Source organism: Aureimonas fodinaquatilis (assembly GCF_008369445.1).
Lineage (GTDB): Bacteria > Pseudomonadota > Alphaproteobacteria > Rhizobiales > Rhizobiaceae > Aureimonas > Aureimonas fodinaquatilis.
This window is the reverse complement of sequence record NZ_VTWH01000002.1, coordinates 905,033-925,725: the sequence shown is the minus strand read 5'-3', so window position 1 is coordinate 925,725 and position 20,693 is coordinate 905,033. Positions and strand designations below refer to the sequence as shown.

Annotated in this window: 21 protein-coding genes; 3 read left to right on the top strand and 18 right to left on the bottom strand. The window is 56.5% G+C overall.

What is annotated here, in order from left to right:
- Window positions 1-28: 28 nt before the first annotated feature.
- Window positions 29-1,435: a DUF1254 domain-containing protein gene (locus FPY71_RS10540; RefSeq protein ID WP_149300579.1), complete on the bottom strand. Its 1,407-nt coding sequence runs from the start codon at window positions 1,433-1,435 to the stop codon at window positions 29-31.
- 225 nt (window positions 1,436-1,660) lie between these two features.
- Here FPY71_RS10540 and FPY71_RS10535 point away from each other — a divergent pair, with 225 nt between their 5' ends.
- Complete coding sequence (locus FPY71_RS10535; protein ID WP_149300204.1) at window positions 1,661-2,020, top strand: PRC-barrel domain-containing protein; 360 nt, start codon at window positions 1,661-1,663, stop codon at window positions 2,018-2,020.
- Window positions 2,021-2,071: 51 nt separating this feature from the next.
- Here the strand turns inward: FPY71_RS10535 and FPY71_RS10530 are convergent, their stop codons facing one another.
- Window positions 2,072-2,536 carry an AAC(3)-I family aminoglycoside N-acetyltransferase gene (locus FPY71_RS10530; protein WP_149300203.1) on the bottom strand — a complete coding sequence of 155 codons (465 nt, stop codon included), beginning with the start codon at window positions 2,534-2,536 and terminating at the stop codon, window positions 2,072-2,074.
- A gap of 203 nt (window positions 2,537-2,739) precedes the next feature.
- Between FPY71_RS10530 and FPY71_RS10525 the strand changes: the two genes are divergently transcribed.
- Complete coding sequence (locus tag FPY71_RS10525) at window positions 2,740-4,125, top strand: sensor domain-containing diguanylate cyclase (RefSeq protein ID WP_188052301.1); 1,386 nt, start codon at window positions 2,740-2,742, stop codon at window positions 4,123-4,125.
- 3 nt (window positions 4,126-4,128) lie between these two features.
- Here FPY71_RS10525 and FPY71_RS10520 read toward each other — a convergent pair whose 3' ends face one another.
- The 15 genes from FPY71_RS10520 to FPY71_RS10450 all read right to left on the bottom strand — a co-directional run bounded on the left by FPY71_RS10520 (window position 4,129) and on the right by FPY71_RS10450 (window position 18,857).
- Window positions 4,129-5,496, bottom strand: a complete 1,368-nt coding sequence (locus FPY71_RS10520; protein ID WP_149300201.1) for an MFS transporter — start codon at window positions 5,494-5,496, stop codon at window positions 4,129-4,131.
- Window positions 5,489-6,259: an ABC transporter ATP-binding protein gene (locus FPY71_RS10515; protein ID WP_149300200.1), complete on the bottom strand. Its 771-nt coding sequence runs from the start codon at window positions 6,257-6,259 to the stop codon at window positions 5,489-5,491. The genes FPY71_RS10520 and FPY71_RS10515 overlap by 8 nt, the downstream gene beginning before the upstream one ends.
- On the bottom strand, window positions 6,256-7,080 hold the full coding sequence (locus FPY71_RS10510) for an ABC transporter permease (RefSeq protein WP_188052300.1): 825 nt from the start codon (window positions 7,078-7,080) through the stop codon (window positions 6,256-6,258). The genes FPY71_RS10515 and FPY71_RS10510 overlap by 4 nt, the downstream gene beginning before the upstream one ends.
- On the bottom strand, window positions 7,073-7,876 hold the full coding sequence (locus tag FPY71_RS10505; RefSeq protein WP_149300198.1) for an ABC transporter permease: 804 nt from the start codon (window positions 7,874-7,876) through the stop codon (window positions 7,073-7,075). Before FPY71_RS10505 ends, FPY71_RS10510 begins: the two co-directional genes overlap by 8 nt.
- 4 nt (window positions 7,877-7,880) lie before the next feature.
- Entirely contained in the window at window positions 7,881-8,684 is an 804-nt protein-coding gene (locus tag FPY71_RS10500; protein WP_149300197.1) for a sulfurtransferase, read from the bottom strand.
- 18 nt (window positions 8,685-8,702) lie between these two features.
- Window positions 8,703-9,779 carry an ABC transporter substrate-binding protein gene (locus FPY71_RS10495; RefSeq protein ID WP_149300196.1) on the bottom strand — a complete coding sequence of 359 codons (1,077 nt, stop codon included), beginning with the start codon at window positions 9,777-9,779 and terminating at the stop codon, window positions 8,703-8,705.
- A gap of 30 nt (window positions 9,780-9,809) precedes the next feature.
- Entirely contained in the window at window positions 9,810-11,111 is a 1,302-nt protein-coding gene (locus tag FPY71_RS10490) for an FAD-dependent oxidoreductase (RefSeq protein WP_149300195.1), read from the bottom strand.
- Between the two features lie 38 nt (window positions 11,112-11,149).
- On the bottom strand, window positions 11,150-12,223 hold the full coding sequence (locus FPY71_RS10485; RefSeq protein WP_149300194.1) for an LLM class flavin-dependent oxidoreductase: 1,074 nt from the start codon (window positions 12,221-12,223) through the stop codon (window positions 11,150-11,152).
- A gap of 235 nt (window positions 12,224-12,458) precedes the next feature.
- Entirely contained in the window at window positions 12,459-13,715 is a 1,257-nt protein-coding gene (locus tag FPY71_RS10480; protein ID WP_149300193.1) for a porin, read from the bottom strand.
- Between the two features lie 536 nt (window positions 13,716-14,251).
- Window positions 14,252-14,896: a polysaccharide deacetylase family protein gene (locus tag FPY71_RS10475; RefSeq protein ID WP_149300192.1), complete on the bottom strand. Its 645-nt coding sequence runs from the start codon at window positions 14,894-14,896 to the stop codon at window positions 14,252-14,254.
- Window positions 14,893-15,678 (bottom strand): ABC transporter permease, encoded by a 786-nt coding sequence (locus tag FPY71_RS10470; protein ID WP_149300191.1) that lies wholly within the window; start codon window positions 15,676-15,678, stop codon window positions 14,893-14,895. Before FPY71_RS10470 ends, FPY71_RS10475 begins: the two co-directional genes overlap by 4 nt.
- A 1-nt stretch (window position 15,679) precedes the next feature.
- Window positions 15,680-16,453, bottom strand: coding sequence for an ABC transporter ATP-binding protein (locus FPY71_RS10465; RefSeq protein ID WP_149300190.1), 774 nt, complete (start codon window positions 16,451-16,453; stop codon window positions 15,680-15,682).
- A 2-nt stretch (window positions 16,454-16,455) separates the two neighbouring features.
- On the bottom strand, window positions 16,456-17,211 hold the full coding sequence (locus tag FPY71_RS10460; RefSeq protein WP_149300578.1) for an ABC transporter permease: 756 nt from the start codon (window positions 17,209-17,211) through the stop codon (window positions 16,456-16,458).
- 14 nt (window positions 17,212-17,225) lie between these two features.
- A complete protein-coding gene (locus FPY71_RS10455; RefSeq protein ID WP_246160324.1) occupies window positions 17,226-18,194 on the bottom strand; it encodes an ABC transporter substrate-binding protein in 969 nt (322 codons plus the stop codon).
- A gap of 30 nt (window positions 18,195-18,224) precedes the next feature.
- Window positions 18,225-18,857: an isochorismatase family protein gene (locus tag FPY71_RS10450; RefSeq protein WP_149300189.1), complete on the bottom strand. Its 633-nt coding sequence runs from the start codon at window positions 18,855-18,857 to the stop codon at window positions 18,225-18,227.
- A 102-nt stretch (window positions 18,858-18,959) separates the two neighbouring features.
- Here FPY71_RS10450 and FPY71_RS10445 point away from each other — a divergent pair, with 102 nt between their 5' ends.
- On the top strand, window positions 18,960-19,877 hold the full coding sequence (locus tag FPY71_RS10445; RefSeq protein ID WP_188052299.1) for a LysR family transcriptional regulator: 918 nt from the start codon (window positions 18,960-18,962) through the stop codon (window positions 19,875-19,877).
- Between the two features lie 30 nt (window positions 19,878-19,907).
- Here FPY71_RS10445 and FPY71_RS10440 read toward each other — a convergent pair whose 3' ends face one another.
- Window positions 19,908-20,588 (bottom strand): thermonuclease family protein, encoded by a 681-nt coding sequence (locus tag FPY71_RS10440; RefSeq protein WP_149300187.1) that lies wholly within the window; start codon window positions 20,586-20,588, stop codon window positions 19,908-19,910.
- Window positions 20,589-20,693 lie beyond the last annotated feature (105 nt).

Below are 20,693 nucleotides of genomic sequence, written 5' to 3'. Positions count from 1 at the left end.
AAGTGTTGCTGTTGCAGCTTATGGTTCATCATGGCTGGTGGCGTACCGGTGGTGGTGCCCAGCCTCCAGTCAGCACTTCCGGCTTTGGCGAATAGAGGCGCATGGTCATGCCCAGAACGCCTGAATCGGGCGCGGGCAGCCAGTTGCTTTCCTTGTCCGCGCCGGGATTGTCATGCTGGATATACAGATCAAGGGATCCGTCGGCGTTGAACGTGAGTGCGTCCCGGTCACCTATGGCAAAGCGGTTGATGGAGTTGGCAACTTGAAAGCCTTCAGCATCATACATCGTCAGTGACCAGAAGGCATTGACCGGCGGAATTTCGTCTTTGGCAAAGTGCAGCACATAGTTGTTTTCCCCGGTCAGGGGCTTGCCATCGGCGTCGGTCAGGTTGTTAGGATAGATTGCATCTTCGGGTTGATTGGCGCCCAATCCAACCATGGCAACGATTGCACGTTTCAAATAGAAGTTGCCATAGACCCCCATCGTGTTGGTGCTCATCTGCCAGCCATTGACAATGGGGGTTATTGTCGGGGCATTCTGGCGCAATTGCTGCAATCCATCCTTGGCGGCTTTGCTCAATGCGTCCTGTATGGCCGGGTCAAGCTTTTCCGGCGAAAAGCTCTGCCCGGGTTCGATGCCGATGCGTTTCAACCGTGCAATGGTTGACCAGTCCGTGACATGCGGCGGGTTCACCTTCATCAACTCGGCTGCATATTTGAAATAGTCCAGCGGCGGCATGTTGTTAACCTGCTCCAGCGGCGGCGTTTTCATATCAACGCTGGGGTCAACTGCGGCCTCCACGGGCTGAGGAGGTTTTCCCCACTGCGACAGGGGAGTGATCAGATAGCCATCCTGAATTTGGTGAACGGCGGAGTAGTCTTTGGGACCATTGGTCTGAGTGCGCCCGATGATCCAGACATGCGGCGTCGGTGCATCAATGCGCGAGACGCCTTCGGGAAGTTGCCCGACCCAGCCGGGCGGTACTACGGCCCAATGCCCGGCTTCTGTACCCGAAGTGCGCTTTCCGGGCACTGCGAAGACATCCGACCACATATCCAGCATCGGTAACAGGTAGTATCGGCCCGCAGTGTCGGGGGCGGAAAGAACCATTGGCTCTTTCGTCAGGTCCAACCATGCTGAAGAATAGAGCGTGTCGAAGTTGACCCTGACGACGATCTTCGTGTCTGCGTCCGGATATTCCCGGAAATTGGAGAATTGATTCATCGGACCAAATCCGGGGATTTGATCCGGTGCGACATTTGTCGATATCCGGCGCGTAACATCAGTTGTCACAAGCGGATAGAAGTAAACATAAGCTTCAACGCCGATTTCATAGGCTTCCTGCGCTGCAGGTTCCGTTTGCGCATTGGCGGCGGCTGTTGAAGTTATCAGAAGGGTCAGCACGCCCCATCGGCTGATTGTTTGACGACCCATAAGTGAAATGCCAAGTCCGAATGTCGCCATTTCTTCCTCCCACTCAGGATTGCGACGATTGGTTTTCGATCTTGCCCACAAGCCGGCTTATACCACATCCGAAAATGTCCGAATATCGAGTGACGCAGTTTCAGCTGCATTGCAGTTGCTGTGGCAATCTGACCGGGAACCGTCATTGCCTGCGCGAGTTAGCTCTACTCAACTCTATGAAACAGGAGAGATCACATGAGTCAGAACCCAGACATCCATGAAACTCACGATATGATTGCAAGCGACATGGTTGTGGGAACCGATGTCTACGGAGCAGGTGATGAGCATGTCGGTAAAATTGAACGGCTCATTCTGGAAAAACGTGGCGGTCGCGTCGCTTATGCAGTGATGAGCTTTGGCGGCTTTCTAGGCATCGGTCACGATCATTATCCCCTGCCATGGCAGAAGCTGACATATGATGAGAGGCTCGGCGGATACCGTACAGATGTGACGCGTGAGCAGGTGGAGGGCGCACCACATTACAGCGCTGAAGAAAAATTTGACTGGTCTGCCGATAAGGGCAGGCGGGTACAGGATTACTACGGCGTCTGGTGAACCGTCATCACCTACAAAGCCCCCACGCTTGGTGTGGGGGCTTTGTCCCAGTCAATCCATTGTCTCAATGGCGATGTCAAAATGCATGACGTCCTCACGCACGCCCAGACTGGTGTAGAGAGCAACGGCTGGGCCGTCTCCATAATCTGCCTGAACATAGATGACCCACACATTTTTCAGCCGGGCAATTTCCTTTAAAAAATTGATGAGATTTCGGGCTATCCCTTGGCGCCGGTGCGTCTGGGAAACAGCCAGATCATAAATATAGATTTCGCGGCGCTCGCTCTCGAACTTCTCCAGTTCATATGCGACCAGCCCACCAACAACTTCCCCCTCATGTTCCGTAACAAGAACAATGACATGGTCTTTTGCCAAAAGCCGGGCCACATAGTCACTGTCCGGCGGGGTGCCAGTGTAGGTCTGCGGATCGTCAAAAGCCTGGCCGAACAGCTCATTCAAGCGCCTGAGGTCACGCCCGTCCTGTTGAGTGAGACGACGGGTCGATAATTGTGACATCTGAACCTCCGTATTTCGGCGTGAAACGGTTGCTGCCCGGCTAAGGAGAGTTATAGAAGGGGGCAATAGAGACATAATTACAGGTTGTGACATGCCGGGTATTGTGCAGCGCGGCAATGCCGGTATTCTGTTGTATGCATTCATTGGCACCTGGACAGCGGGCCAAAGCCTTTCGGCTTTGTTCGGCGCAGAGCGGAGAGGCGATGAATAACACTGCGCTTCGGGCACAGACCACCCGGGCTGCCGCCCTTTTTATAATTATATTTCTGGCCTGTCTGGCCGGCATAGTGTCAAGGCCGGCAGGTTTGCTTGCGGCCTTCTGGCCCGCAAACGCTTTGCTGGTCGGGTTGTTTACGCGTGACCGGTCCTTAGGCTCGCCTCTGGACATGCTGGCAGTGGTGGCCGCCTATATTCTACCCGACCTGTTGACTGGCAGCAGTGTTGTTGCAGCGGTTTCGCTTTCTGCGGCCAACATTGTTGGCGGGGTTGCCGGAATAGCCGTGTTCAGAACACTTTCCCCAAGGGATTTCAAACTGGGCAGGCCGTTTTCTGTTATCAAAATGGCAGCGGCAAGCTGTGTGCCTGCAACCGTCACCTCGTTTTTCGGTGCAATTGCCGCCAATCTGGTTTTTGGTGCCAGCTTTGAAAAAGAGTTTGCTCTGTGGCTGTCGTCAGAGCTGACAAGCTATGTCACCATTCTGCCCTTTATAGCGACAATGCCGCATCGCTGGCGAAATCTGCGGCGGGTGACCACGCCATCGCAAAGGTCGTTTGCGCGGATGGGGCCGCCTGCAGTGGCCTTTGCAATGTGCTGTGCCTTCGGTGTTCTGGTTGGCGGGCCGGGCGCAACCCTGTTTCCATTGCCGGCGCTGTTGTGGTTTGCAATGGCAATGCACCTGTTTGCCAGCACAGTCTTTCTGCTGGTCTATGTCGTGTTGGCGCAACTTGTTCTTTCCGCGGGCTATATCGATCTGCGCCTGGATCTGACTGATCCACGAACCATTGTTTCGCTTAGATTTGCCATCAGCCTCATTGTGCTGGGTCCTCTTGCTGTTGCGGCCATCACAGCCAGGCAGCGCTCGCTCGTGCGTCAGCTTCGCCGCGCGCTGGCAACGGATACACTGACGGGTGCCTTGTCTCGCGGCGAATTCGTGCGCCTGTCCACACATTCCATGGCAGAGCAGAATTGCGCCGTGCTGATTATCGATATCGACCATTTCAAGGAAATCAACGACACTTATGGCCATGCGGCCGGTGATCTGGCTCTGACCAGATTTGCCGAAGTTGTGCGCAGTGCGCTTGGGCGCGAGGGACATTTCGGGCGCCTGGGCGGTGAGGAGTTCGCTCTGGTGCTGCCCGGTGTTGCGGTTCGGGAGGCAGTGCATTTCGCCAATCTGTTGCGGGAGCGGGTTGCCGACACGCCGATAACGCGGTCAGGCCGCACAGCCTTCAACATGACTGTCAGCATCGGCATCAGCTCGGCGGCATTGGGCAGCACTCATCTGGATCAGGCCCTCCAGCGGGCCGACAAGCTGCTTTATGCCGCGAAAGCTGGGGGGCGAAACCGGGTCATGGCCGAAATCTGGTGATCATCAGCGTTGTTCACTTGCCAGTATTGCCAGCAGAGATGTGAGGCAGCCCAGGGATATGACCTTGTAAGCCACCACTCCGGGGTCGCCACTGGCAAGCAGCATTCCGGCCAGTGATGCACCGAACGACATGGCCATTGTGCGCGTGCAAGCCAGAATTGCGGCAGCGGTGCCACTGTGCTCACGCGGTACAGCAGACAGCATTTCCAGATTGTTTGGAGATTGGTACAGGCCAAATCCAAGCCCGCAGAGGCCAACGCGCCATGCGAGGTCGATTGCTGAAAAATCACTCGGCAGCATGGCTACCAGTCCGGCCCCTATGGCAAACAGGCCAAGGCCTGTACTGCTGATGCGTCCGGGCGCGAAGCGCCCGGTCAGCCTGCCTGATATCGGGGCAGTGACTGCCGTACCTATCGGCCACAGACAAAGAATGAGCGATGTTTCCAGCGCACTCATGCCGCGGCCAACTTCAACCAGGAACACGCAGCCAATCAGCGTCATGGTTGCCGCGGCAAAAGACAGAAATGATGTCGTGACGGCCCAGGAAAACCGGCGGTTTTCAAAAGCTTTGATATAAAGTGCTGGAAAGAAGGCAGTTTTTTGCCGGCGAATGAACAAGACGCCAGACGTTGCAAAAACTGCCATGCCCACAATTGCCCATTGCGGGGACGTGCTGACCCTGTCGACGGAAAGCATGAATGCCGCCATTGCCATGGCGGAAAACAGAAACCCCGGCAGATCCAGCGTTTCATCGCGGTGGCGGCGGTTTTGCGGCCCGGCCAGCATCAATGTTGCGCTGATCAATGCCGGCAGAATTGCAATTGCGAAAATCCAGCGCCAGCCCAAAGTGGCCAGAAGCACACCACCAAACACCGGGGCGGCGGCATTGCTGACGGCAACAGACATGGCATACCAACCCAGCATGACAGCCAGTTGCGGGCCGGAATAGCTGCTGCGCACCAATGCCATGCCAAGCGCCACAATAGCGGCTGTGCCAGCGCCCTGAATGGCCCGCGCCAGCAGCAATGCGGCAAAATTCGGCGCGAGCAGGCATCCAACCGCGCCAAGAAGAACCAGAAACAGACCTGCCAGATAGGTGTCGCGCTGACCAAATCGGCGGCCGATTCCTGCAGCCGGAATGATCAGCATTGCCGTAACAAGTTGATGTGCAATGACAATCCACACAGCTCGGCCGGGGTCGATGTCGTATTGTCGTGCAAGGGTCGGCAAAGCAATATTCACAAGGCCGCTATCAAGCACAACAACCGAGGTGCCGATCAGAACGGAGATGAGACTGAGCTTTGATCGGGTACCAGAGAGAGGGGCCTGCGCCTCAACTTTTCCTTGTGCCGGGTTGCCAGGATTATTCAAGTTCGTCCACTATTCTCTTGCGCAAGGCAACAAAGGCAGCGCTGTCGCGTTGGCGCAGATGCGGCAGGTCAATTGGCACTCTGGCGCGAATGCGCCCCGGCCGGGAGCCCATGACAACAACTTCATTGCTCAGATAGACCGCTTCTTCCACATCATGGGTTACCATGAGAAAGGTGATCTTTTCCGTTCGCCAGATTTTAAGCAGTTCGTTCTGCATGTGGGTGCGGTTCAGCGAGTCCAGCGCACCCAACGGCTCGTCCAGCAGCAGCAGGCTTGGGCGTGTTACCAGTGCACGAGCGATGGCCGCCCTTTGTGCCATGCCACCGGAAAGCTGGGCCGGATATGCTTTTTCAAATCCGGTCAGGCCAACCAGCGCGATGTGCTCACGCACGGCCTTTCGGCGCTCTTCCGCGGGTGGGTTCGTGGCGTCAAGGCCAAGGTCGATATTCTGTTCCACTGTCAGCCAGGGAAACAGCCGATGGTCCTGGAAAGCCATGCCTCTGCCTGAACCAAGGCCACGCACCGGGGCGCCTTCGAAAGCGATTGTACCTTCAAAACCGGTGTCCAGCCCGACTATCAGCCGAAGCAGGCTGGATTTTCCACAGCCCGACGGGCCAACAATACTGACAAAAGTGCCGTTGCTGATATCGAGATCAATATTGCGCAGCACCTGAAATGGTTTGCCGTCTATCTGGTGGCTGAGCGACAGGTCGTGCAATGACAAAAGCGGCGGCTGACTGGTTGGCAAGGCAACGGAACTCATTTAGATAAACCATGGTGACGTAACAAATAACTGCGCGTGCGGCTGGCCGCTGCACCAATGCCATAGCCAACGAGCGTCAGAGCAGTGACGCCCAGAAGAACAATATCCATACGGAACTGCTGCCGGCCCAGAACAATCAGTCCTCCAAGGCCATCGCTGATGCCGATCGCATATTCCGAGCTGATTGTGCCCAGCCATGCACCAACAAGGCCAATCTGCAGGCCGGTGCAAATGCCGGGCAGGGCGGCAGGCAACACAAGGCGGCGCAGGCGCGTCAGCGGCTTGAGGCGCAACACACTTGCCGCCTCCAGCCACGCAAGGGGAATGCGGCGAAACGCGTCATGCGCACACAGTGCCACGGGGAAAAACGCAGTGAGCGCAATATAGATCTGGCGCGTCACTTCCCCATTGCCAAACCAGCCTGTCAGCAGTGGAATCCACGCAAACAGCGTGATCTGGCGAAGCGCTGCCAAAGTGGGTGATAAGGATCGATCCGCAAGGGAGGCCAGTCCTGTCAGCAAACCAACTGCAAGACCGGCGCTCGCTCCAATGGCGAAACCGGATGCCAGGCGTGCAAGGCTCTGCACAGCGGAGAGCCATACGCTGCTGCCTGCCGGGTCAGTGAATGCCGCCAGAAACACGGTTTGCGGTGATACCAGCAACTGCGGCGAGCCAAGCTCGAAATAGGCCGCCAGCCACCACAGAAGCAATATGATAACGGGAAGCAGAAGCGTCAGCGGTGCCCACCTTGCAAGACCGCGGTGAATGCGTGGCGCGGAAGCAGCGACGGGTATGAAGGTGCCAGCGGAAACATCAGCCATGTCCGTGCACTCCATGGCTGACACGCCGTTCCAGAAGCGCCATCACCCTGTCCAGCGAAAGCCCGGCAAGGCCGATAATGATCATTCCAACCACAACCACATCAAGCTGGAACACGGTTCGGCCCCAGACCATGAGATATCCGATCCCAGCCGTTGAGGCCAACATTTCAACAATCACCAGTGCAATCCAGGCCGCACCCAGCGCCAGACGAAAGCCGGTGACGATGGAGGGCAGAACAGCGGGAATCCAGAATTTTGTCAGCTGCGTCATCGGCCGAAGCCGCAGCACCCGCATCGCATCCACCTGATCACGAGGAACATTGCGAATGGCATCGGCAGTTGCAATCAGCACAAGCAGAAAGCTGGCCTTGGCGATGATGATGTATTTTACAGCCTCGCTCAGCCCCAGAACCAATATCAGAATGGGCATCCACCCGATCGTCGGCACCTGAGCCAGGGTTCGCAATGTCGGGCCGAAAATCCTGTCGAACGTGTCGGACAAACCCATGGCCATGCCGACGATAAGGCCGCCGGCTGCACCAGCGGCAAAGCCGACCGCAATTCGAAACAGGCTGATCATGAATGCTTCGGCGATCTGCCCGTTCTGCCAGAGCTCGACAAAAGTCTGCCAGATGCGCAGAGGCGGCGGCAGGATCAGCGGCGAAACCCAGTTGCGGACAACGGCTAACTGCCACAAAAGCAGCAAAGCGAGAGGCAGCACAAACGGCAATGCCAGCGCAAAGCTGCGTGGAAACGGTCCACGCAGCGTGAATAGGGAGGTTGCCGCGCCCCTCATTGCATCAACGCTCTACAGGCACGGACAAATCAGGCGACCAATCGGCGAAACTCGAGTAGTAGGCACCCGGTTCGGGGTAGCCAAGCGAGGTGGCGACCAGAACAGCAAGAGCGGCCCGGCCACCTCCTTCGCAATAGGCAATAATGGGCTTGCCTGGCAGAAAACCCGCGTCCTCCAGCAGTTTTGAAAGGACGTCCGGCTGTTCCAGCCGTCCGGTTGCCGAATTGGTCAAAGCAACGTGGTTGAGAAGTTTCGCGCCGGGAATTCGCCCCGGGCGCGGATTGCGACGCGCATCGTCTCCGGCATATTCTGCCGGAGTCCGCGCATCCCAGATCTGAACGTCATCGCCCAGAACGTCTGCCAGCGCTGCCCGGTCGTAATAGGTTGCGTAGACAGCCGGTTCTGGCTGAAAGGTTGCACTGGCTGGCGGTGATGCCGGGCCAGTTTCAACAGTGAGCTCCTGTTTCGTCAGCACAGGCCAGCCGCCATCAACCACGCGTGCATCGACACCAAAATGCTGCAGGAAGAACCAGATGCGCGCCGCGTCGGTCAGCTTGCCATCGTCAATCACAACAACGGTTTTGCTGCCGTCAATTCCAAGGCCGCCGATCAGTTTGGCCCAGTAATCCAAGTTTGCCGGGCCGGTTTCAGTCGCTTTTGCTGCCTGGTCCCACGCTTTGGCGGAAACCGGCACAGCGCCGGGCAGATGGCCCGCCTCGAAGGCGGCGGGTTCACGCGCATCCAGAATGTGGTGGTGCTGCCAGGACGCAAAGGCCTCCGGCTCAAGAATTGGGCTTTGGTTGGTCATATCTGCTGTCCCTGTACCTTACTTGACGCGGCCGTCAGCCGTGCGGTCCGGCCAGAAATTTTCATAGCCAAGTTCTACAATCGCCTTCTGGTAGAAGCGGTCGTCATAAAAGTCTTCAGGGTTTACGTCGCCGCGCAACAGCTTTTCCTGCTGGGCAAAATCAACGGCGGCAGCAACCCGGCCCCGGTAAAATTCATCCAGCCGAGGATTGATCAGTGACTTGAGGTCCACACCGTCCAACTCTGCTGCCAGAATGGAAGGGCTGACACCGCTCTTTGCCCAGATCTCGAAATTTTCTTCACGGTTTTCCGGCTGGGCCAGCCAGTACCCGGCTTTCAAAAGGCCGTTCACAACCCTTTGCGTCGCCTCCGGATATTGTTCGATGAAGTCTTTGTCCGCCACGTAATTGCCCTGACCGGCGGTCAGCGGGTTTCCATTGCGGGATGAAAAGACGACTTTGGCCAAACCTTGTTCTTCCAGTGTCAGCAACTCGCTGGCGCTGAACACTGCATCGACCTGGCCCGACGTCACAGCGGGCAGCAGATCAAGTCCCTGCAGGCCGACGATTGTCACCTCATCGGGCGCAATTCCTTCCTGGGCCAGTGCTTCCAGCAATGCCCAGTGCATCATCGTGGTCAACATCGTGCCAATGCGTTTGCCTTTCAGGTCCTTCAGGCTTTGCACGGGCGAATCTTTCGGCACAACGGCAAAGGTGCTGACCCCGCCATAGGCAAGCACGGCTTTGGTCGGCAAACCTCGCGAATGGCCGAGCAGCGAGGGAAGAATGCCATATTGGCCAAACTCAACCTGTTTGTTGGCAAAAGCTTCGTTGATGGCTGGTCCGGCGCCGGTGAGATAAACCCACTCGACCTTAACGGGCGTGTCTTTGAACTCGGCTTCGACGAATTCCTTGACATGGGCAACACCGGTCAGCCCGGTTGCAAATGCCTTGCCTGAAGCCGAAGGCACCGCGCCGATGCGGATAACCTCTGGCCACTCCTGGGCATTGGCTGCGCCCGGCGCAAACATGGGCAACGCCACGGCAGCGGCAAAAGCCAAAAGGGCAGCGCGGCGGTTGATGGTAAACAGCGACATTTCAGAAGGCTCCGGTGGACTGATGGTTTGTTAGCTGATGTGAGCGGGTATCAGTTGGGGCGGCTCAAGAGGGACCGCGCCAGCTTGAAACTCGGGTTGGTGAAACTCGGGCTGGCGGAAATCCAGTGCCCGTTCACAGGCATCCATGGATTCGCGCACGGCCCTGAAGCCCGTCATTCGCATTTCATGTTCATATGCGGCCAAGGCTTCGCGCACTTGCCGGCGGCCAGAGGCGATGGCGCTGATGGCGCGGGTGAGGAGCCGTGCATCATGCAGCGCGGTGGTCGCGCCCTGGCCGCGGAAATACGTCATTGAGTGGACGGCATCGCCAAGCAGTGTGACCGCGCCGGTTTCCCAGGCTTCGAACGGCACGGAGGAGCGAATGCGAATAAGGCCAACCGTTGAACGGTCGGTTCTTTCAACCAGTGTTTGAATAGCTGGATGCCAGTTCGCAACGGCACTTTCTGCTATCGAAAACAGGCCGCGGCGATCCAGTGTCTCCAGAACATCGGCAGGCGGCAATTCGTCGGCACGCGCACTGAAGGCCCACATGACATAGCTGGAGCTGTTGTCAAACAGCAGCCCGGGCTGGCGTTCAAAGGCACTGTCATTGCCGCCAAAACTGCCAAGGCCTTTTGTATCCTGGTGCCGGTGGTTATAGGCGGATATGAACAGGTTGTTGCCGCGGGAGCCTTTGGCAATGATGGTGCGCTCCAGAAAAAGCGGATCCAGAACCTTGCGGTTTTCATCCGTCAGCCGAACCTTGGCTGCGATGCGGCGTGCACCGGTATCAATCGTGCGAACATGCGGCAGAAGTTGCGCCCGCACCCGCGAGGCAACACCATCTGCGCCAACGAGGATGTCGCAGATTTCAGTTGAGCCGTCGGAAAACTCAAGGTCTATCCTGCCATCCGGGCGCTCACGATAGGCCTGAAAAATGCGTCCCGTTTGCAGCCGGTCGCCAATATTTGCCAGCAGAATCTGGCGCAGAGTGATGCGGCTGACCGCACGTGCAAAAGTGAAATCGTCCCGGGTGGGTGCTCCCTGCGATGGGGTTAAAAGATTGAGGTCCCGATCGTAAAAGCCTGCGCCATCACTCGTTTCGCCGGACGTTGCCAGAAATGCCGCGTAAAGCTCCGGGTTTAGCAGTTCCTGAAGCGCATCGACGCCAATATCGCGCAGGCTCAGGCGAAAGGCCTGCATGAAATCCTCGCGGTGCAGGTCGCGATCGTAAATCCTGTAGGTGATGCCGGCCTTGCCCAGACCCTGGGCAAGGGCAAGGCCGCCGGGGCCGGCGCCAATGATTGCGACGGAAAGTGATTGCTGAGGCATGGTACAGTTCCTGCGGGACGGTCAGGGGAGATGAAAATTCAGGCAGCCTGCGCAACGGCATCTGGTTGAGCACGCAACAGCGGTATCAACTCGGCGCCGAAAATTTCTGCATCCCGATGCGGGTCGAGGCCGCGAAACCAGAATGACTCAATGCCGATCTGGCGGTAATCCCACATGGCTTGGGCAACCTGTTCGCCCGTGCCGACAAGAGCAGTTACGCTGCCCGGCGCTCCTGTGGCGCGGGCCAGTCCGGTGTAAAGCCGGCTGTCCAGGACCTCCCCTTTGTCCACCAGACCCAGCAGACGTTTCGTCCCGGTGTTTTCCACGGGCGAATTGTAGCCCCGCTTTGCCCAAAGCCCGATTTCCTCAACCTTCTCAACCGCGTGTCGGGCATTGCGCCAGGCTTCTTCCTCCGTGCCACCCAGAATGATGCGCAAAGACAAACCAAAGCGTGGTGGTTGCTGGTTGGCAGGAACCGATGCGCGCACTGCGCTGATCATCTCACTGACGCCGCCCAGCGTTTCGGCCCATATGGGATAGGCATCCGCGTGGCGGGCAGCCACAGCGATGGCAGCGGGGGACGCGCCGCCGATTGAAACCGGCAACTGACCGTTGACCGGGCGAACATCACTCAATCCGCGCTCAAAGCGATAATATTTGCCCACATGATCAATCGGATGTTCACTCGTCCATAACTGACGCAGGATGGTCAGATACTCTTCCATCCGCTCAAAGCGTGCGTCATGGTCGAGATAGTCGCCATCCCGGCGCTGTTCGAAATTGCGGCTGCCGGCTATCAGATGCAGGGCCAGCCGCCCGCCAGTCAATTGATCCAGCGTTGCCAGCATGCGCGCGGCCAGTGTTGGCGCAACAAAGCCAGGCCGATGTGAAATCAGAAAGCGCAGCTTTTGAGTCGCTGCTGCTACCGCGGCTATCGTCAGGAAATTGTCGGGGGCGGTGGAGGAAAACGGAACCAGAACCCCATCAAAGCCAGCCGCTTCGTGAGACGTCGCCACGCGGGCGATATGTTCCACATCGAACGGCTTGGACGATGCCGCAATCGTTTCGGAAAAATAGCCGGAATGAAGAGAGCCGAACAGATCCAGTGCCATTTAACCGAGCCTCGTAACCACAATCAGGTCACGATAGTTCAAATGTACATCAAATCAGTAGACTAAAAATTTCAATTTTTTGCCGGTTGAAGCAAATTTTGACTGTGTTGTCGCCACTGGCAAGGCAGCTTGATTTTCGGCTGGGGGTCGCTCTCACAAGTGGTCTCACCAGACCTGCAAAAGCAAAAGGGCCGGTCTTTCGACCAGCCCTTTTTCATTCAAATCGGATAACCGATTAGAAGTTGCGCTGAATGCGGACAAAGCCCTTGGTCTGGTCGATTTCGCCAACAGCCGATCCGAAGTCGACATTGGTGTACTGAACTTCAGCCAGCAGGTTGAGGTTGTCCGTCAGGTCATAGCCAACGTTACCAACGAGCGAGTAGTAGTCACCCGTTGCTGTGGTGTAGAGCGGCACAGCAGTTGGCGAGAAGCCTGTGAGGAATGCTGTGTCGAATGTGTGGCCGTACTGACCGGCAACACCAACTGCCAGCTTGCCGAAGCCCTGCGTGTAACCAGCGCCAACTGCCCATTCAAGAACCAGCGGAATTGCGCCTGGTGTCGCGTTGACAATGGTGCCCGTGCCCGATGAGCTGATCGAGAAAGCATTGCCGACGCCGTCGATCTCTGCATAGACCGTTGGGTCAAATGCGTAGTGACCTTCGATCTTGAACTGCGAGTCTGCAACCAGCAGATCTTCCAGCAACAGGCCGGCCTTCAATGCAAACGCATCGTTGCTTCCATCTACACCAATTTCAGGCAGGAAGGGGAAGCCGTAGGCCAGATACTCGGTGCCGCCGAACTCAACATAACGGTTGATGTCGCCAGCATTGTAGGTCTCGTCGTAAACACCTGACAGGTAAACGCCGCCCCATGCGCCAGTGTAAGAAATCTTACCATGAACGTCTGGTGCAATGTCGCCTGTGCGGTCGTCTTCAAGACCAAGAGTTGCCGCAAAGCCGCCCGAAGCAAATGTGTAGGAAATCTGGTTGGTGCGGAAATCGCCAACAACAAGATCGCTGTCGGTCAGGAGGCCATCTTCGATGCCGCCAATGTCGTTTGACCACAGCGTGTCACGGTAACCAGCAAGAAAGCCGCCCAACTGAAGGTAGGCATGTTCCATGCGAATGCCGTCGCCAGCGTCAATACCGTTGGTTGCCTGAAGGCGAATGTAGCCGCGCAGGGTGCCAAGGTCGGTCTCTTCACGAACGTCGAAGTTCAGACGAGCACGAACCGATGAACCGGCCTGGTAGTCGTCACCTTCGAGGTTTGTCGCAGGAGAACCGGCAACGTTATATTGGAAGCGTACATAGCCGCTGGTCTTGATGCAGGTCTCAGTGCCCGGAATGTAGTAGAAACCCGTGCCGTATACGTCGCAGACGCGAACATATTCAACCGGTTCCGGCTCTACAATAACAATAGCATCCGCAGCACGTGCGCCAGAAACTGCTACAAGGGCCGCAGCCGAGCCAAGAAGAATGCTCTTAATATTCATTTGCTGACCTCCAGTCAATTTATAGTATGCATTGTACGGCAGAACTTGGGATTGGGAGTTTCCAAAAAGTAATTCTGTCGTGTCCCCATACTTTCTATCCACACATTAGCCGCGGATTTTTCGGGCGCAATCAGAAATTGAGGTGCTGAATGAAGTGGCAGGAGCATTGTTGCGATTAAGATACATGCCGTTAACACACATTAAAAGTTGTTAAAGCAATCGCATCACATGGAACATACTCCTATGATATCGCGAGTATGAGATTTTGATGCCTGAAAGTCACTTAAACTATCGGTTGCGCCTGCTGAGGGGCCTCAGAATGCGGCTGGATCCGCTGTCTGCTGAATGACAAAATGTCGCATATTTAGAGTTGTGTTGAATTTATATTGGAGAAGATGAAGTGAATGGCTTCTGTATTTCACAAAGGCGCATTTTACTTTCACGGCGTATAAAATCAGTGTTGTTCAGGCTGCCTGCAATGAACAAAGGGGCCTGAAGGCCCCAATATTCGGCGTTTTGGTGAAGCTGGATTTTACTTAACTGGCAACGATCCCGCTGACATCGCGCCGCAAATTGCCATCAACTATCGGCAGGCAGTCCGGTGAAAACTCCTGGACGAATGTCATGCCGGCCGCTTCGGCCATTTCGATAAATTCGTCCAGGCGTTTCATTGCTCCGGTGGTCAGGTCGTGAACGACCACGAGCGGCCAATCAACATCGGCGCACATTTGCATGGCAGTCTGGTGCCAGTTGTCCGGCGTTTCCCAATCCCGTGGCACAACATTCCACAGAACACAGGTGTATTGTCCGTCTTGAAGAAACTCCAACGCTTCGCGGTCCAGAAGGCTGGTGTTGATGTGGCCGCCGCCGCCGAATGGGCGAAACAGTTTTTTGTCTCCTGCAAGGTCACCCATCAGCTCCTGCGTGCGACCGATTTCAAATGTTGAAGCGCCAACATGTTTGCTCAGGCCAAGTGGAACCAGATGGTTGAAGGTGTGATTGCCTATCCAGTGCCCCTCTGCCTGAGCGCGCTGGCAAAGTGCATGCCGTTCGGGATCACGCAGTTTATCGCCAACAACAAAGAAGGTGGATTTGATGCCGTGCCTGGCCAGAATATCCAGCACCAGCGGCGTGGTCTCCGGGTCTGGGCCATTGTCAAAGCTGAGAGTTATTTTCTTCATTTTGCGCCTTCAGATTGGGGGTCCGCTACCGTGCCGCTGCTTCCTCTCTGGCTGAAGCGTCGTTCTGCCGCCTGAACCAGAAGGTCGAAGGCGATTGCCAGTGCCAGTACGAGAAGAATGGCGGCGAAGACCTTTGGGCTGTCCAGCAAGGTGCGATAACGCGAGATGAGGAAGCCGATGCCGGCCGTGGACATCAGCATTTCCGCGACAACAACACCGACAATAACAAGCGCACCGCCAATGCGCAGAGAGGTAAGCACTGTAGGCATGGTTGCGGGAAGCAGGACATGAACGATTTGCTGCATGCGCGTTGCGCCCATGCTTTTTGCAGTAACAAGCATTCCACGATCAATGGTCTGCGCGCCTGCGGCCGCTCCTAGCAACGTGGGCAGAAAACCATAGACGCTGGCAAACACAATCTTGGACGGCTCGCCAATGCCAAACCACGCCGTGAAAAGCGGGTAAAGCACCACCAGAGGAATGGCGTAAGCGGAGGATACGATGGGCAGCAGCAAGCGCCGAAGGGCTGGCGATGTGCCAAGTGCTATGCCCGCGGCTATGCCCCCGCCACATGCAAACAGCAGCGCAACGCCAACCTCTCTGAGGGTAACCCACAAATGACTTATATATTCCGGCCCATTCGCCCAAAGCGCGTAAGCTGTTGTGGAAAGGGGAGGCAGAAACAGTGGCGGAATAACGCCAAATCTGGGCAGGGTTTCCCAAAGCACCAGAAGAGTGGCAATGATCAGCCATCTGGTCTCGCGTGATGTCGGTGCTCTCATCTCACGCCGACCTGATCTGCTCCCAGATCCGGTTGCGGATCCGGGTAAACTCGGGCGAGGATGTCATTTCGAAGGTTCTGGGACGCGGCAGATCAATGTCGATCCGGTCTACGATGCGTCCGGGTCGGGCCGACATGACGATCACGTGGTCGGAAAGGTAAATCGCTTCGGTCAGGCTGTGCGTGACGAACATCACGGTTTTGCCTGTTCGCTCCCAGATGTTCAAAAGCTCGTCACCCATGACCATCCGTGTTTGCTCATCCAGCGCGGCAAACGGCTCGTCCATCATCAGAACATCCGGGTCCTGCACAATGCCGCGGGCAATCGAGACGCGCTGCTTCATGCCACCGGAAAGCTCATGCGGGTAACGGTCGGCAAACTCCCGCAGACCAACGAGTTCCAGCGCCTTCAGCGCCATGTCGGCCCGCTTGTCCGTTGAAATGCCTTTGAGCATCAGCGGAAACTCGACGTTTTTGCGCGCGCTGAGCCATGGATAAAGATTGGCCTCCTGGAAAACCACGCCTATCCGGTCCGGGTCCGGGCCTTTGATCGGCGCACCCGCAACCGACAGCGTGCCGGATGTCTGTTCGGCCAGCCCCACCAGCATCATGAGAAGTGACGATTTTCCGCAGCCGCTTGGGCCGACCACCGAGACAAATTTGCCAGCCGGAATGGTGAAGGAAATATCGTCAATAGCGTGGGTCTTGCGTCCGTTGGACTCATGAATTTGCGTAAGGTGGCTGACGACGACCTCGCCGCGGTGAAGAGTGTTCATCTTCATGTTCTCCAGTGGCCGACATGCGTTTCCACCGCCCGGACGCATTCGTTGAAAACGATGGCAAGAACCGAGACAATGAGAATTCCGGCAAGCAGGCGATCTATCATGAAGCTCTGGCCCCAGAGCCCGATCTGGTTGCCGATGCCCTTGCGCGACGCGTACATTTCGGCGAGCAGAATGCCGGTGAAGTTAAAAATCATGGCCAGGCGGACCGCTTCCAGCAAAACCGGTGCCATACTTGGCAGATAAACCCGCCGGACGACCTGCGGAAGCTTTGCACCCATTGCCCTGGCCACAAGCAGATGCTCGCGTTTGACTGAATCAACTGCGGCAAAGGCTGTCATCATCATGATGAAAATGGCCGAGAACACACCAAATGCGACCTTCTGCCCAAACCCGATGCCGAAGGCCAGGATGAACATCGGCAGAAAAATCGACTTTGGAATGCTGAAGACGAAGAAGACCAGAGGCTTGAGAACCTCACTCACATAACGATTTTCCGCAATGATCAGGCCGAGGATCGCACCGACTGGAACGGCAATGATGAAGGCCACCATTGTCTGCGCCAATGTTGTGCCAAGATGCCCCCAGAAAACCGGTGTGGATAAGAGATTGGCCGCGGCAACAAAAACAGTGCTGGCCGGAGGCAGCAATCTTGGATCGACAAGGCCCGTGCGTGAGGCGATTTCCCATGCCGCAAACAGGCCGACGATGATGGCCGTTCGCAGGTAGCGGTCAGCCGAAGCTGACCGCATTCCGGATGAAGCACTCAAGGCTGTGTCGGTACCGGAGGGAACCGCTCCTCGACAATGTCTGCTGCCGGAGCAAGGTCGGTCATGCCGCCGATAACCGCCAGATCAAGAGCAGCCTGCGCGCCTTCGACTGTCGGAACGCCTTCGGCTGAAAGCTTGGTGAATTGTTCGGCATAATCGCGTGCGGCAACTTCGCGGTCGATCTGGTTCAGTTCAACAAGCAGATCAATGGCTTCATCTTCATTGGCCTGAAGCCACGCCACGCCACCATAAAGGGCATTGAGTGTCTTCTGCAAAACAGGGCCGTTGTTTTCGATGAAAGTGTCGCTGGCTGCCCAACCGGAATTCAGATGTTCGGGTATGGCCCCGCCGTAATCCAGAATGCTGCGTCCGTCGCCCGATTCAATGATTTGAAAGCTTAGTGGAGAAAAGACGACAGCCGCATCCACATTGCCGGATATCAGGTTCGGCACCAGCCCGGCACCGCCAAGGGGAATGCTGGTGAAAGTGACATCGTGTTCCTTGACGGTCCAGAGCGCCAGAAAATCCGACAGACTTCCCGATGCCGTAATGCCGACATTCTTGCCATCAAGGTCGGCGACACTCTGAATATCGCTGTCGGTGGGAACAATAAGATTCCAGCCGTAATTGGCAGTGGAGCCAAGGCCAACGATTTTTGATGCAACACCCTTGTTGCGGCCGGTTGCCACGATGGAGGGCTGAATTGAAATGACGTCGGCTGCACCCGCCGCCAGAGCCGTGAATGTTTCGCCGCCGCTCTGATACACGGTCAGTTCGGCTGAAAGACCTTCTTTTTCAAAAAGGCCCTGTCGGGACGCCACTTCGGCAACAACCGTCGGCCACCACGCCTGGGTTGCCAGTCCGATGCGAACGGATTCCTGCGCTATGGATGTGGATGGCATCGCCAGGGCCAACAGGCCAAAGGATGCCGCGGCATAGAGCCGAGTTTTTATGGATGCGTTCATGATCGCTCCTCCCTTAAAGCGGTTTTCAGTTCATTTCGTCTTCAGGCTGTCGGCAACCTCTTTGCCACTCAGTACATCGCCGTATTTGAGGTCAATATCCACCAGCGCCTGTTCGTGCGCAGTGCGATCGCGGTCGGCAACCGCTTCCCGGCAGACAATGGTTTTGAAACCAAGCTGGCAGGCATCAACTGCCGTTGCTCTGACGCATCCGCTGGTGCTGCAGCCGGCAAGCACGACGGTGTCGACGGCCAGGCTGTTCAACAGTTCCTCAAGATCGGTGCGAAAAAATGCACTGGCAAATTGCTTGTTGATGATGGGGTCCGTTGGCTCACGGGCCAGCCGATCATCCTGCACGGTGTCCGGGCTGCCGCTATACAGGCTGACAATTCCCTCTATCTTCAAACGCCAGTTCGAAGCGGCGGCCTGAGCTGCTGTGCCATACTCGATTGCAGTGAAGATGACAGGCAGACCTTTTGACCTGAACTGTGCAATAACGTCGTTGGTTGCCGCGATCTCGCGCTGCGCGTCAGAACCCAGGCGATGCTGGGGGTCCGTGAACGCTCTGGTGAAATCTATGACGATCAAAGCTGGTCGAGCGCCAACGCCGGAGCGTCCTGCAAAACCCTTGCGTTGCAAATCGGCTGAACCGAGTGCAAATGACATGATGTTCCTCCCAAAACTTCATCTGATGCAATTTTGAATAGGGTTGACGACATGCACAATATACCCAATCAAGAAAGGATTGTTTCCAATCAGGAAAATATGGTGACAGATCGCCAGCGCTTTCCGCTTGATGAAACACCGTTGTCCGCATTGCGCATTTTTCGCGCAGTTGTGGATGCGGAAGGCTATTCTGCAGCAGCACGGCACATGAAGGTTTCGGTTTCGTCCGTCAGCAAAACCGTGTCGGCTTTGGAAAGGGCGCTGGGTGCGGCACTGCTTTTTCGCACGACGCGCAAGGTCAGCGTAACAGAAGCTGGCTTACGCTTTTACGAGCATTGCCTGACGATTCTCAAAGAAGTCGACAGTGTTGCTGTGGCGCAGGCCGACGGCATGAGGGGGCATCTTCGCATCAGCGCTCCGCCATCCGTTGCGTCCGAGTTGCTGGGGCCGGGCCTTCGCAGTTTTCTGGCCGCTCACCCGCATTTGAAGGTGGATCTGTTCGTGACAAGCGCATTGCCGGACATTGTCAAGGACCGCATTGATGTCGCTTTGGTTCTGCGCGGCTGGCCAGAGGTCAAGATGGCCAACCGACTGGTGGCGCGGCTTTCCCGGGTCCTTTGCGCATCTCCCGGCTACCTCGAGGAAAAAGGCGCCCCGGCAACTGCATCGGATCTTCTGCAACACACATGTCTGGTCAGTCTGATCGGCGGCAAGGCAGACCCGTGGGTGCTGGGCCGAGGCGGCAGGCGAACGGCGGTGCCGATTGACCCTGTGCTGTCGTGCGACAATGGCGACATGCTGCGGTCTGCCTGCGTTGCGGGGATGGGCATCGCCAATCTTTACGAATTTTACGCGCGACGAGACCTTGTTTCAGGAACGTTGGTGCGGGTTTTACCGCAGGATCAGCAAGATCCGGTCGGGCTGTACGCGATCCTGCCTCACCGCGAAATTGTACGCTCTCCAGCCAGTGCCCTGCTGGACCATCTGGAAAGCCTGGTCTCGGAACATGAAAGGGTGTGAGGCTGAACACTCTGGAGCTGGTGTCCCTCATTAACCGCGAACGGCTCTCCAGCCGGCATCCAATGCTTCGCGCTCGGTACAGAACCATTTTTCGCCGCGTTCCAGATCAATCTTCACCCCGGCATATGCGCGGCTCCCGGGCAAGTGATAAATCTTGCCGCTCTTGCTGATGTTTCCCTTGATCTGGCAATCACCCAATCCGTTGCCTGCTGTCGGTTCGGATTGCAGGCGCTCACCCCGGCGCCACTCTTCCGGCAACAGGAAGTTGCCACTCCACATGCCGCGCTTATTTTCACGCCCATCATTCTGTGCGCGGCCATATCGACCGTCGCTGTATCTCTCGTAATGCACAGCCCAGCCGGCGCGCACCATTTCATTGTTGAGATTTTTGCCGCCTGAGGTTCTGCACTCGGCAACAATCCGGCCATACCTGTCGCGCGTGTGCTCCACACAGGACACGCGACCATTTCGACCAATCAGATCTGTCAGAAATTGTGCTGAACTGTTTCCGCACAGATAAATTTTGCCTGAAGATGTCTCACAAGTCTGCTGACCTTCTGGCGCATCTATGCCGTAGAGGCGAATGCGTTCGCTTGTGCCCGCAACGGATATTGTATCCCCATCAATCACTTCAGCCCGACCGTTGATTTCCAACGCTTGAGCAGGGGCGGACAGATACAGAACAGCGGCGAGTGCATAGAATGGAATCATTCCCCAGCGGTAGCATAGGGAGTTCCTTGCTTACAATTTGCAGTTGTTGGCACGAGGCTCAAAAAGCCTCGAGGGCAGGGGCGGCACTGCGCCGCCCGAATAACA

Bases quoted from the DNA above. Each gene is read 5' to 3' on its own strand.
- FPY71_RS10440 (WP_149300187.1), bottom strand. From the start codon at position 20,588: ATGATTCCATTCTATGCACTCGCCGCTGTTCTGTATCTGTCCGCCCCT.
- FPY71_RS10465 (WP_149300190.1), bottom strand. From the start codon at position 16,453: ATGAACACTCTTCACCGCGGCGAGGTCGTCGTCAGCCACCTTACGCAA.
- FPY71_RS10485 (WP_149300194.1), bottom strand. From the start codon at position 12,223: ATGGCACTGGATCTGTTCGGCTCTCTTCATTCCGGCTATTTTTCCGAA.
- FPY71_RS10510 (WP_188052300.1), bottom strand. From the start codon at position 7,080: ATGGCTGATGTTTCCGCTGGCACCTTCATACCCGTCGCTGCTTCCGCG.
- FPY71_RS10490 (WP_149300195.1), bottom strand. From the start codon at position 11,111: ATGCCTCAGCAATCACTTTCCGTCGCAATCATTGGCGCCGGCCCCGGC.
- FPY71_RS10470 (WP_149300191.1), bottom strand. From the start codon at position 15,678: ATGAGAGCACCGACATCACGCGAGACCAGATGGCTGATCATTGCCACT.
- FPY71_RS10475 (WP_149300192.1), bottom strand. From the start codon at position 14,896: ATGAAGAAAATAACTCTCAGCTTTGACAATGGCCCAGACCCGGAGACC.
- FPY71_RS10540 (WP_149300579.1), bottom strand. From the start codon at position 1,435: ATGGGTCGTCAAACAATCAGCCGATGGGGCGTGCTGACCCTTCTGATA.
- FPY71_RS10455 (WP_246160324.1), bottom strand. From the start codon at position 18,194: ATGAACGCATCCATAAAAACTCGGCTCTATGCCGCGGCATCCTTTGGC.
- FPY71_RS10535 (WP_149300204.1), top strand. From the start codon at position 1,661: ATGAGTCAGAACCCAGACATCCATGAAACTCACGATATGATTGCAAGC.
- FPY71_RS10450 (WP_149300189.1), bottom strand. From the start codon at position 18,857: ATGTCATTTGCACTCGGTTCAGCCGATTTGCAACGCAAGGGTTTTGCA.
- FPY71_RS10505 (WP_149300198.1), bottom strand. From the start codon at position 7,876: ATGAGGGGCGCGGCAACCTCCCTATTCACGCTGCGTGGACCGTTTCCA.
- FPY71_RS10460 (WP_149300578.1), bottom strand. From the start codon at position 17,211: ATGCGGTCAGCTTCGGCTGACCGCTACCTGCGAACGGCCATCATCGTC.
- FPY71_RS10495 (WP_149300196.1), bottom strand. From the start codon at position 9,779: ATGTCGCTGTTTACCATCAACCGCCGCGCTGCCCTTTTGGCTTTTGCC.
- FPY71_RS10530 (WP_149300203.1), bottom strand. From the start codon at position 2,536: ATGTCACAATTATCGACCCGTCGTCTCACTCAACAGGACGGGCGTGAC.
- FPY71_RS10500 (WP_149300197.1), bottom strand. From the start codon at position 8,684: ATGACCAACCAAAGCCCAATTCTTGAGCCGGAGGCCTTTGCGTCCTGG.
- FPY71_RS10480 (WP_149300193.1), bottom strand. From the start codon at position 13,715: ATGAATATTAAGAGCATTCTTCTTGGCTCGGCTGCGGCCCTTGTAGCA.
- FPY71_RS10525 (WP_188052301.1), top strand. From the start codon at position 2,740: ATGAATAACACTGCGCTTCGGGCACAGACCACCCGGGCTGCCGCCCTT.
- FPY71_RS10515 (WP_149300200.1), bottom strand. From the start codon at position 6,259: ATGAGTTCCGTTGCCTTGCCAACCAGTCAGCCGCCGCTTTTGTCATTG.